Source organism: Acidobacteriota bacterium, assembly GCA_020853395.1.
In the GTDB taxonomy this organism is placed as follows: domain Bacteria; phylum Acidobacteriota; class Vicinamibacteria; order Vicinamibacterales; family SCN-69-37; genus JADYYY01.
The window spans coordinates 90706-102304 of the sequence record JADYYY010000016.1 but is presented as its reverse complement, the minus strand read 5'-3'; the positions used below and the strand labels follow the sequence as shown (position 1 = coordinate 102304).

The following is an 11599-nucleotide window of genomic DNA, read 5'->3' as shown; positions in this document are numbered from 1 at the left end:
TCGGCGGTCACAGCATCCTGCTCCGGATCTCGGGCGGGGGGATCTCGCAGGTATTGGAGCGGCCCGCGATTCGATGCCGGATCCCGGCGACGATCCGGTAGGCGGCGTCGCGGAGTGGCGTCGGCACGAGCAGCAGGGTCCGGGCGAGCGACCAGGGCCACGTCAGCCGCGCCGCGATGCGCAGCGTCGCGGTCGAACGCAGGTAGGCGCGTCCCTGTTCGATGAGGATGATGCTGCGGGCCGTGTCGCGGGTCAGCCCGTGTTCGGCGAGCAGCGCCGCGGCGCCCGGCGCCTGCGACGCACCGAACCTGAAGTACCGGCGCGGATCACGTCGCGCGATGAAGAGGACGGCCCGTTCGCAGAACGCGCACGTACCGTCGAACAAAACGATGCCGTGATCGGCCACGAGACGATCTTAGCGCCGGCAGGCGGGCGGCGCCGCTCGACGCGCGCACGGCGCGCGTCAGTTCAGCCGCGCGGTGAGGTCGGCAATGCGGCGGTCGAGCTCGGCCACGGCCTGGCCGATCACCCGGCGGCGGCCTTCGTGCGCGGTGTTCGACTGCTGACGCTCGAGGTCGAGCCTGGCGAGCCGGAGCGATTCGATCGCCTGCACCGTCTCCGCGGAAACGACGCGCCGCTCCTGCTTCTCGGCGCGATCGCGCGCCAGCTCCTCCATGCGTTCCTGAATCCTGGCCTCGGCATCGATCAGCGCTTCGCCGGCATCTCCCATACGCGTGGTTCCCCTCTGAAGAAATGAAACGTCGTGTCACGGGCGACCGGTCCGGTCGATCCGCAGCCAGACATCGTATCAAGTTCGGAGGACGGAACGCGCTACTTTCTGCGGAACTGCTCGACGAGGGCCGCCATGTCCTTCTCGCCGTCGCCGCGGCCGATCGACCGGTCGAAGAGCGTGAGCGCGTTGACGGCCGTGCTCACGTCCACCGAGAGGACGTGCGCTTCGGCGATCGCGTAGCGCAGATCCTTGGCGAGGAGCTTGAGCATGAAGTTGGGCGTGAAGTCGCCGGCCAGGATGCGGCTGGCGACGGTCTTGACGATCGGGCTGCCGGGCGCGCCGCTGACGAGCAGGTCCACGGCCTGATCGCGGTCGAGCGGGCTGCGTTCGATCATCGCCAGCGCCTCGGCGAGCGCCGCCACCTGGACGCCGCACAGGAAGTTGTTGATCAGCTTCATCAGGGCGCCGCTGCCGGTGGGGCCGAGATGCGTGATGGATCGCGCCATGAGGCCGAGCACCGGGCGCACGCGCTCGAGCGCCGCGGCCGAGCCGCCCACGAAGAAGTTCAGCTCGCCGGCGCCCGCCTGGTGCCGGCTGCCGGTGACCGGCGCGTCGAGGACCTCGAGCGAGACGGCCGCCGCGGCGCGGGCCAGCTCGCGGACCCACGAGACCGTGACCGTGCTCGACTCGACGAGCGTGCTGCCGGGCCGCGCACCGGCCAGCGCGCCGTCCGGCCCCAGCCACACCGCGCGCGACGCCGCGTCGTCGCTCACCATGCTGAGCACGACCTGGGCGCCGGCCGCCGCCTGCCGCGCCGTGTCTTCGCGCGACGCGCCCAGCGCGACGAGCGGTGCCGCGCGGTCCGGCGACCGGTTGTAGACGACCAGCGGCACGCCGGCGTCCAGGAGGCGCCGAGCCATCCTGGATCCCATGATGCCCAGTCCCAGCAGCGCGACGGTCGGTCGTGTCATCGTGTGCGTCCGTTCAACCCCGGCCGACGAGCGGCATCTTCGTGGCCATGACGGTCATGAACTGCACGTTCGCCTCGAGCGGCAGCGACGCCATGTAGAGGACCGCGCGCACCACGTGCTGCACGTCCATGACCGGCTCGACGGCGACCGCGCCGTTCGCCTGGACGATGCCGGCCGACATCCGGACGGTCATGTCCGTGGCGGCGTTGCCGATGTCGATCTGGCCGCAGGCGATGTCGTGCGTGCGGCCGTCGAGCGACGTGGACTTCGTCAGGCCCGTGATGGCGTGCTTCGTGGCGGTGTAGGGCGCGGAGTTGGGCCTCGGCGCCATCGCCGAGATCGATCCGTTGTTGATGATCCGGCCGCCGCGCGGCGTCTGGCGCTTCATCAGCGCGAACGCCTGCTGCGTGCAGAGAAACGGGCCGGTCAGGTTCACGTCGACGACGGCCCGCCACTGATCGGCCGTGAGGTCCTCGAGCGGCACGGCCGGCGCGGCAATGCCGGCGTTGTTGAAGAGCACGTCGAGCCGGCCGAACGCCTGCTCGGTGGCCTCGAAGAGCGCACGCACGCTCGCCGGATTCGTCACGTCGGTCGAGACCGGCCGGGCATGTACGCCGCTGGCGCCGGCCGCCTGCGCTGTTCCCTCGAGCGCGTCGAGCCGCCGGCCGGCCAGCACGACCGCGTAGCCCTCCTGCAGCATCCCGATCGCGACCGCGCGCCCGATGCCGCTGCCCGCGCCCGTCACGATCGCCACTTTTCGCCCTGCGCTCACGCTCGACCGCCTCCGAGGCGCCATTGTGTCACGCACCGCGGCCGCCGATGCGCCGCGAACGCCCACTATCATCTGGAGATGGAACTCCGCGACTTCGGCAAGACGGGACTCCGCGTACCGGTCGTCGGCCTCGGCTCGTGGCGCACGCTCGACGTGGGGCGCGAGGGTGAAGCCCAGGCGATGCGCGTGGTCTCGGCCGCGCACGCGGCGGGCGTGCGCGTGTACGACTCCTCGCCGATGTACGGCCGGTCGGAAACGATCCTCGGCCGGGCGCTCGAGCCGTTGCGCCGCGACGCGATCGTCGCGACCAAGGTCTGGTCGTCCTCCTCGAGGCAGGCGCAGCAGCAGATCGACTTCTCGCTCGCGTGTTTCGGCGGCCGTGTCGAGATCTTCCAGATTCACAACCTGTTGGCGTGGCGCGAACGTCTCGAGAGCCTGAAGCGGCTGAAGGCCGAAGGGCGCGTCAAGGTGATCGGCGCGACGCACTACAGCCCGGGCGCCTTCGGCGAGCTCGAACAGGTGATGAAGACCGGCGAGATCGGCGCCGTGCAGATCCCGCTGAACCCGCGGGAGCGCGACGTCGAGCGGCGCATCCTGCCGCTCGCCGCCGACCTCGGCCTCGGCGTGATCGTGATGCGCCCCTTCGGCGAAGGGGCGCTCCTCCAGCGTCTGCCGCCGGAGACCGCGCTCCAGCCGCTGCGGCGGTTCGGCGTCGAGACGTGGGCGCAGGTGCTGCTGAAGTGGATCCTGAGCGATACGCGCACGCACGTCACGATCCCCGCGACGTCCCGTCCGGAGCGGACGCTCGAGAACGCCGCCGCCGGGCAGCCGCCCTGGTTCGGCACCGAGGAACGGCGCTACGTCGAGAAGCTGTTCGGCTGATCGCCGGCCCGGCTCGCCGCATTACACTACGCCGCATGAGCCACACCCTGCGGCGGCGGCGCGTCCTCACGTTCGTCGGCGTTGTCGTCTCGGCCGGGCTGACGCTCGGCGCCGCCAGGCTGGCGGGTCAGGACAGGCGCCCGGGCGACTACCCCCTCGGTCCAGACTCGCTGCCCCGCGCCGGCGTCCCGAAGGGCCGGCTCGAAGGGCCGTTCCTCTTCCGCAGCCGGATCCTCGCGAACACGGTCCGCAAGTACTGGGTGTACGTGCCGGCCGCGTACGACAGCTCGAAGCCGGCCAACGTCCTCGTCTTCCAGGACGGCCAGCGCGCGGTCAACCCGGACGGCGTCCTGCGCGTGCCGCAGGTGCTCGAGAACCTCGTGCACGCCCGCGCCATTCCCGTCACGATCGGCATCTTCATCACGCCCGGGCAGCGCGGCGACGAGTACCCGGACGCGCTCGGCACCGGCAACCCGAACAACCGCGCGCAGGAATACGACGCGCTGAACGACAGCTACGCGCGCTTCATCGTCGAAGAGATGCTGCCGGAGGTCGGCCGGACGTACCGGCTCACCGGCGATCCGGCAGGCCGCGCGATCGGCGGCGCCAGCAGCGGCGCGATCTGCGCGTTCACGGTCGCCTGGCACCGGCCCGACCAGTTCCGCAACGTGATCAGCCTCATCGGCAGCTACACGTCGATCGGCTACCGCCCGGCGCGCGACGGGCAACCGATGGTGCCGGGCGGCGATCTCTACCCGACGCTGATCCGGAAGCACCCGATCGAGCCGCTGAAGATCTTCTTCCAGGACGGCTCGAACGACCTGAGCAACGAGCACGGCAACTGGTTCCTCGCCAACCAGCAGATGGTCTCGGCGATCGAGTACGCGAACGCTGCCGCCGACGCCCGAAAGGTCTCTGGCCCGCGCTACCAGATGAAGTACGTGTGGGGCGACGGCAACCACTCCGACAACCACGGCGGTGCCATCCTTCCCGACATCCTGCGGTGGATATGGGACGACCAACCGAAGTGAGAGAATAGCCGGATGACACGATATCCCCTGGGCACGTCGGGACTGGAGATCACGCGGATCGGCCTCGGCAGTTGGGCGATCGGCGGATGGATGTGGGGCGGGCAGGACGACCAGCAGAGCGTCGAGGCCATCCATGCGGCTATCGATCACGGCATCAACTGGATCGACACGGCGCCCATCTACGGCTCGGGCCACTCCGAACGGGTGGTCGGTCGCGCCATCCAGCAGCTTCCGGCCTCGAAGCGGCCCCTCGTGTTCACGAAGTACGGCGAGGGGGACGACAGCTCGATCCGGCGGCGATCGGCCTCTCGGAGCGACGTGCTGGCCGAGTGCGACGCGAGCCTGAAGCGGCTCGGCGTCGACTGCATCGATCTCTTCCAGATCCACTGGCCGGCGCCGCAGGACATCGCCGAAACGGCCGGAGCCTGCGAGACGCTGCTCACCGCTGGCAAGATCCGGGCGATCGGCGTCTGCAACTACTCCGTCGCCCAGCTCGACGAGTGGCTCGCCACGGGCGTGCCGCTGCACTCGCTCCAGGCGCCCTACAACCTGCTCCGTCCCGCCGTGGGCTCCGCCCAACTGCCCTGGTGCGCGAAGCACAACGTCGGCGCCATCGTGTACTCGCCGCTCTTCCGCGGCCTGCTCTTCGGCACATGGCCCCGCGACAAGCAGTTCCCGCCCGGTGACGCGCGCGGCGAACACAAGGACTACCAGGGCGCGCGGTTCCAGCGGAACCTCGACGCGGTGGACGAGCTCCGGGCGCTCGCGGCCGAGAACGGCATGAGCTGCGCGCAGTTGTGCGTCGGCGTGCTCTTCCGCACGCCCGGCTTGACCGGCTGCATCGTCGGGGCACGCAACGCCAGCCAGGGCGCGTCGATTGCCGAGCTCGCGGTCGACGTGCCCGATGGCGTGGCAGCGGCCGTCGACGACATCACCGCGCGCTTGCGGCGCGATGTCGACGCGATTCCGGCGTAGCAAGGCCGACATCGCGGCCCGACGCCTGCGTCCGCCTCAGGTCTGCGGAAACGCCGTCTCGACGGTGGGAACGATCGCTGTGTCGAGCATGTCGTAGATCGCCTGCAGATGATCGTGACGTTCGGTCCCGGGCTCGGTGACCGACGTCGCGACGACGACCGTGCGGATGGCAGGCAGGACGAAGATGAACTGGCCGCCGTAGCCCCAGGCGAACGACGTCGGCACGCCGGCCGACGACCGCAGCCACCACCCGTACCCGTACTCCCGGCCGCTCCACGCCGACGTCGTCCGCGGGACCATCGACGTCTCGAGCCACGCCTCGGGCACGACCTGGCGGCCGCGATACCGCCCGCGGCCGAGGACGAGCTCGCCGATGCGAAGCATGTCGCGCGGCTTCATCGCCATCTCGTTGCCGCCGAGATAGATGCCCTGGGGATCGCGCTGCCACGGCGGCAGGTCGATGCCGAGCGGACCGGCCAGCGTGCGGCGCGCGAACTCGAACGTCGAGCTGCGCGTGGCTTTCGTCAGGATCGCCGACAGCACGTGCGAGCTGCCGGTGCTGTAGATCATCCGGCCGCCGGGCTCGTCGATCATCGGACGCTCGAGGACGAACCTCACCCAGTTCGCGCTCTGGACCCAGCGGCCGTAGTTGCGGCTGCTCGTGGACTCCAACCCCGACCGCATCGTGAGCAGGTCCTCGATCGTGATGGCCGCCTTCTCGGGCGCGCCCCGGACGTACTCCGGCAGATACCGCCCGACCGGATCGGCGATGCTGCCGATCTCTCCGCGATCGATGGCGATGCCGACGAGCATGGCGAGCACGCTCTTGGACGCCGACTTGATGTTCGCGGAGCGCGCGGCGCTCACGCCGTGGAAATAGCGCTCGACGAGGAGGCGGCCATCCACGGCGACGAGCAAGCTGCGCAGCCGCGGCAGCGCCGCCGCACGCGCGACCGCGTCGTCGAACGTCAACTGCTCGACCGGGACGGGCACGCGCGCCGCCCGCACGGGCGCCGATGTCGTGACGTCGACCGGCCGGAGCGGCACGGGAAGGAACCCGACGGCCAGCGCAATGCCGACGCTGGCGGCGGCGCCGGCCGCGCCCTGTCGCAGCAGATCGGATCTCATCGCACGCGGAAGACGACGTCGCGCCGCGTGCTGCGGCCGCCTTCGAGCGTGGCCGTCACGCTCATCAGGTACATGCCGGCCGGAAGCCCGTTCAGCGGCACGTCGCCGGCGAACGTCGCCGAACGGCCCGCGTCGAATCGGTCGGCGGGGATCGTCTCGGTCGTCCTGACGCCGGCCCGATCGTCGGCGCCGACGAGGCGCGTGTCGATCGTCACGGGGCCGAGCGGCGTCGTGCCTCCCTGGAACACGCGGAGGAACGTCCGGACGCGATCGGTCGCGGCGAACTCGCGCTGGGCGGTCGGCACGATCGGGATGACGCTGCCGAACGGGTCCGCGCGCGGCTCCGCGGCATCGGTGCCAAGGACGACGCTCGACATGATGATGCCGTTGCGCGACAGATCGGGAACGTCGAGCGGAACGTAGACCGATCCGCTGCTGTCGGCGACCTTGCTCGCCGCGTTGAACCTGACCTCGTAGTGTCCGGGAGGCAGCGCGAAGCGCGACCAGACTTCGTAGCGCACCGTATCGCCGGCCAGCGGCTCCAGCGTGAGCGTGCGGACTTCCTGGACCGGCTGGGTCGTGCGTCCCTGGCTGTCGGCGATGGTCCGAACGAGCGTCAGCGTCTCGGGCAACGGCTGGCGCGGCGCCGGCACTCGCACGCTCACGACCGCCGCGACCTCGATGTCGTTGCGCCGCGCGGCGGCCGCCACCCGGGCAACCGGATGGACCGCGACGCGCAGCACGAGCCCCTGCGGGTTGGGGAGCCCGGCGACGTTCAAGGGGTTCGACGAGGGCGCCTCGCGGCGCTCGTTCGCCACCGGACGCTGCTTGTCCGGCGCCCAGTAGCCGCCGCTCGCCCGCACGCTGACGTCGTCGCGCGCGTTGACCTTGACCTCGACACGCCGGAACTTGCCGTCGGGCTCGGCGTTCGAGGTCTCGTAGCCGACGAGGTAGTACGACGCGTTCTCGGCGAAGATCTGGTCGATCTCCTCCCGGACCGTCTCGGAGCTCGCCACGGCTCGTCCGCCCGTCTGGGACGCGGCGGTCTCGAGGAAGTCGTGCCGCAGCTCGACCTGCATGTGCGCGCTGAAGGTGTCGGCCGCCTGCGTCATGCGCCCGTTCACGACGCGCGATTCCTGGAGCAGGTCCGCGAACGCACGGCCGGCGCCCGGATCGATCGTGTTGATGTTGACGTTCGCCCGTTGCGCCTCGCGGTAGGTCGCCCGCAGCTCGTCGTAGAGCAGGCTCTGACACCGTGAGCGGCCGGACGAGAACGGGAGCGGCACGCCCACGCTCACGAAGAAGACCGCCTTGCGCTGGTTCGGCACCGTGGCGAGGCGCGACGTGACGGCGCGCAGCGCCGGCACCGCCGGACGCTCGCGCAGGCAGGGGTCCACGTTCAGCAGCGAGCTGTACCGGCGCATGTCCCCCTGCCTGGGGCCGACGGTGTCTGGGTCGAGCCATTCGTACTGCCGCTGCTCCGCCTTGAACCTGTCGATGGCGTCGTAGAGCTTCTGGCGGTCGTTCGTGAAGTCCTGCGTCTTGCCGGGATTCAGCGGAAAGACGATCGCGGCGAGATCGGTCGGCCCGAGCACGTCGACGATGTGCCGCGCGACGTCGCGCGTGGCGACCTGCATCGCGCTGTCGATCGGGATGTTCGCCTCATCGAGCACGATGGCGAGCGCGCGCCCGCCGTCGAGCTGATCGGCGAGGTCGTTGCCGGTGACGTCGCGCACGGTGTGGCGGATCCAGGCGCTCGTCTGCGCCGCCTGCTCGTCGGCGTTCACCTCCGTCACGGCCACGATGCGCTGGGGACGGCCGTTCTCGAGCACCGTGAAGTCGCCGGCGGCGAGGCCGCGCACCGGCCGGCGCGCCTTGTCGAGCACCGACACGTCGAGCCGGATCAGATCGACGCCCGTCCGGAACGTCTGCACGTCGTCCTGGCCCTGCCGCGCGAGCAGGACGACGCTGCACGCCAGGCCCGCTGTCAGAACCGCCGCCGGTGTCACCAACCGCCGCATCGCGTGTCTCGTGTGTCTCCAGTCTAAGCCAATGGAATCGCATCCGCCCACGTCCTGCCGCCGAACGTCGTGGCGCGGCATGTCTCGACGTGACGGTGCCGGCGCGGGTGTGGGCGACGCGGGCTGCGCACCATGGCACGGCTCGGATCGGACGGCGGCGCGCGCAGTCCGTATAGAATCAGACCGTTCCCATGCGGCGACTCGTTGTCGTGGCCGCGCTCGCCAGCCTGCTCCAGGCAGCCTCGGCGGCGCGCGGCCCGGAGTGTGAATTCACCGGCGTCCAGCGCGTGGTCGCGATCGGCGACGTGCACGGCGCCTACGACCAGCTCGTCCAGATCCTGCGCACCGCGGGTGTCGTCACCGATCGCCTGCGATGGTCGGGTGGCAAGACGCATCTCGTCCAGGTCGGCGACGTCGTCGACCGTGGCCCGGACTCGAGGCGCGTCCTCGATCTGTACCGGCGGCTCGAGGGCGAGGCCTCCTCGGCCGGCGGCCGGGTACACGTGCTGCTCGGCAATCACGAGGTGATGCGGCTCGTCGGCGACTACCGCTACACGACGGCAGGCGAGTACCAGGCGTTCGCGACCCGATCGTCCGCCGCGCTCCGCGCCGAGTTCGTGGACGCGGTGGAGGATCCGCAGCTCAAGAAACACTTCGCCAGCCAGCCGCTCGGCGCGCTCGAGATGATCCGCGCGTTCGGCGCGAGGGAGACGTACGGGGCTTATCTGCGCCGGCTGAACGCCGTCGTGCGCATCAACGACGTCGTCTTCGTGCACGGCGGGATCAGCCCGGCCGATGCCGCCCTCTCCTGCGGCGAGATCAACGACAGGATTCGCCGCGACATCACCGACGACATGGCGGCGACGACGGCGAACCCGGCAGAAGCGTGGTCGATGCGATCGGACGGCCCGCTCTGGTACCGGGGTCTCGCGCAAGGGCCGGACACCTTCGCGCCGGAGGTCGACGCCATCCTCGCGGGACAGCAGGCGCGCGCGATGGTCGTCGCGCACACGCCGCAGGAGTCGGGCCGGATCGCCGTGAAGTTCGGCGGCCGCGTGTTCGTCATCGACACGGGCATGCAGCCCGAGTACGTACCGACGGGCCGGCCGTCCGCGTTGGAGCTCGTCGGCGACGCTGCGACGGCCATCTATCCGCAAGGCCGCGAGCTGCTCGGCCGTCTTCCGCCGCTCCCCGTACCCGCGGCGGCTGCCGCCCGCTGACCAGGAGGACGCATGCGACCGTGGATTGCCACGTTCGGACTGCTGACTGTCGCGCTGACGATGGGCCAAGTGCCCGCAGCGACGCAGGCGCCGGCGCCGGCCGGGTCGAACGCGCCGGCGGCCGCCAAGCCAGCCGGTCCGCCGGCATGGCCGAGCGCCGAGACACTCAACGCGCGGCGCGTGGACGCGGAGCGGCGCCGGCTGTTCCAGGACAGCCGCACGCTCGAGTTCACGCTGACGACGGACTTCCGCGCCGTCGATCGCGATCGCAACCCGGCCAGCACGCAGACGTTCCCCGGCACGCTCACCTTCACCGACGCCGACGGCACGCCGAAGTCCATGCCGGTGCGGGTTCGCGGGCGCGGTCACTCGCGGCGGAACCCGAAGCTCTGCGACTTCTCCCCGCTTCGCCTGGAGTTCGTGAAGAACCAGGTGGCCGGCACGCTGTTCGAAGGGCACAGCGCCATCAAGCTCGGCACGCACTGCCGCTCGAACGCCACGTTCGAGCAGTACGTCATCCGCGAGTACACGGTCTACCGCGTCCTCAACGTGCTCACGCCCATGTCGTTCCGCGCGCGGCTGGCGCGGGGCACCTACGTCGAAGGCGCCACCGGCAAGCCGATCGCCACGCGCCTGGGGCTCTTCCTCGAGGACGATGACGACGTGGCTCGGCGGCTGGGCGGACGGGTGTGGCAGGACCGCGGGCTCCGCTTCCGGCACGTGGACCAGGACTACTTCACGCTCGTCGCGCTCTTCGAGTACATGATCGGCAACACCGACGTGTCGCTCTATGGGCTTCACAACGTCGACGTCGTGGAGCGTCCCGACGGCCGCCGCTTCCCGGTGCCCTACGATTTCGACTACTCGGGCCTCGTCAACACGATCTACGCCGTGGTGGATCGGACGGTGTTCCACCACCGATCCGTCCGGGAGCGCGTCTATCGAGGTCCGTGCCGGCCGCTCGAGGAGCTTGCGCCCTACTTCGAGCGATTCCGCACCGCCCGCCCCGCGATCATGGCGCTCTACGATCAGCAGGCGGAATTCAACGACGCGTCACGGTCCCAGTCGAAGGCCTACCTCGAGGAGTTCTACAAGGTGATCGATTCGCCGGCCGCCGCCCGCGCCGCCTTCGTCAACGGCTGTGTGAAGGAAGGCATGATGTAAGGGCAAAGGGCGGGTGTTTCAACACTCGGCGCGCGCGGGGCCTGTCGCCGGACAGCCCCACGTGGTGCTCGGCGCGACGCGCGTGATCATGGGCGTCGCCTGCGCGCCACGCGGGACGGCCCCGTCCGGCGCCACCCACGCCGCGGGAGTTTTGAAACGCGCTCCAAAGGGAAGGGAGACCCGCACGCAGTTCTTGCCATGGTCCGCGCGGTGAACGTTTGCAGGAATTGCCAACCGGCGATGCCAGCGAAGGGATGCTCTGAGAAGATGCGTCGGCACGAGTCCTGCCGCACTCGTGGGCGTGGCGGAGCGGACGAGGCAGGACCTGGCGGGGCGGGCGTTCAACTTCTCGGTGGGCGTCTCGAACCTGTGCCGGCAGATGACGGCCAGGCATGGAGATGACGATCTGGCCCACATGGCCCGTCAATCCTTCCGAGCCGCCGCGTCGATCGGCGCGAACATCGAGGAAGGCCAGGTCGCCTTCAGCCGGCGCGACATGGCCACGAAGTACGCCATCGCCCTGCGTGAATCCCGCGAAACGCTGTACTGGCTGCGCCTGATCGCCGCCACGAGACCAGCCCTGACATCCGATGTCGAGCCACTCATAACCGAGGCCCGCGAGTTCGTAGCCATGCTCACCACGTCGGTCCGCCGGCTGCGCGAACGCTAGGCGCCTGCCTTACCTCTGCCCTCTGCCCTGCC

General features: G+C 70.3%; 12 protein-coding genes. 6 read left to right on the top strand and 6 right to left on the bottom strand.

Annotated features, from left to right (window positions below):
• Positions 1-7 precede the first annotated feature (7 nt).
• From IT184_15245 to IT184_15230, 4 genes are all read right to left on the bottom strand, one after another.
• The gene (locus tag IT184_15245; GenBank protein ID MCC7010161.1) at positions 8-406 is read right to left on the bottom strand and encodes a DUF393 domain-containing protein; all 399 of its coding nucleotides are present in this window, start codon (positions 404-406) and stop codon (positions 8-10) included.
• 57 nt (positions 407-463) lie between these two features.
• Positions 464-730: a hypothetical protein gene (locus IT184_15240; GenBank protein ID MCC7010160.1), complete on the bottom strand. Its 267-nt coding sequence runs from the start codon at positions 728-730 to the stop codon at positions 464-466.
• Between the two features lie 101 nt (positions 731-831).
• Entirely contained in the window at positions 832-1704 is an 873-nt protein-coding gene (locus IT184_15235; GenBank protein MCC7010159.1) for an NAD(P)-dependent oxidoreductase, read from the bottom strand.
• Between the two features lie 13 nt (positions 1705-1717).
• Entirely contained in the window at positions 1718-2500 is a 783-nt protein-coding gene (locus tag IT184_15230; GenBank protein MCC7010158.1) for an SDR family oxidoreductase, read from the bottom strand.
• Between the two features lie 54 nt (positions 2501-2554).
• Between IT184_15230 and IT184_15225 the strand changes: the two genes are divergently transcribed.
• From IT184_15225 to IT184_15215, 3 genes are read left to right on the top strand one after another with little or no spacing between them, the layout of a single operon-like run.
• Positions 2555-3358 carry an aldo/keto reductase gene (locus tag IT184_15225; GenBank protein ID MCC7010157.1) on the top strand — a complete coding sequence of 268 codons (804 nt, stop codon included), beginning with the start codon at positions 2555-2557 and terminating at the stop codon, positions 3356-3358.
• Between the two features lie 35 nt (positions 3359-3393).
• Positions 3394-4389, top strand: coding sequence for an esterase family protein (locus IT184_15220; GenBank protein MCC7010156.1), 996 nt, complete (start codon positions 3394-3396; stop codon positions 4387-4389).
• Between the two features lie 12 nt (positions 4390-4401).
• Complete coding sequence (locus IT184_15215; protein ID MCC7010155.1) at positions 4402-5364, top strand: aldo/keto reductase; 963 nt, start codon at positions 4402-4404, stop codon at positions 5362-5364.
• Between the two features lie 36 nt (positions 5365-5400).
• Here IT184_15215 and IT184_15210 read toward each other — a convergent pair whose 3' ends face one another.
• Positions 5401-6492 (bottom strand): serine hydrolase, encoded by a 1092-nt coding sequence (locus tag IT184_15210; GenBank protein ID MCC7010154.1) that lies wholly within the window; start codon positions 6490-6492, stop codon positions 5401-5403.
• Positions 6489-8513, bottom strand: a complete 2025-nt coding sequence (locus tag IT184_15205) for a VWA domain-containing protein (GenBank protein ID MCC7010153.1) — start codon at positions 8511-8513, stop codon at positions 6489-6491. Before IT184_15205 ends, IT184_15210 begins: the two co-directional genes overlap by 4 nt.
• A 191-nt stretch (positions 8514-8704) precedes the next feature.
• Here IT184_15205 and IT184_15200 point away from each other — a divergent pair, with 191 nt between their 5' ends.
• The 3 genes from IT184_15200 (at position 8705) to IT184_15190 (ending at position 11567) form a co-directional block, all read left to right on the top strand.
• Positions 8705-9733: a metallophosphoesterase gene (locus IT184_15200; protein MCC7010152.1), complete on the top strand. Its 1029-nt coding sequence runs from the start codon at positions 8705-8707 to the stop codon at positions 9731-9733.
• Between the two features lie 12 nt (positions 9734-9745).
• Positions 9746-10897: a hypothetical protein gene (locus tag IT184_15195; GenBank protein MCC7010151.1), complete on the top strand. Its 1152-nt coding sequence runs from the start codon at positions 9746-9748 to the stop codon at positions 10895-10897.
• 301 nt (positions 10898-11198) lie between these two features.
• A complete protein-coding gene (locus IT184_15190) occupies positions 11199-11567 on the top strand; it encodes a four helix bundle protein (protein MCC7010150.1) in 369 nt (122 codons plus the stop codon).
• The last annotated feature ends 32 nt before the right edge of the window (positions 11568-11599 follow it).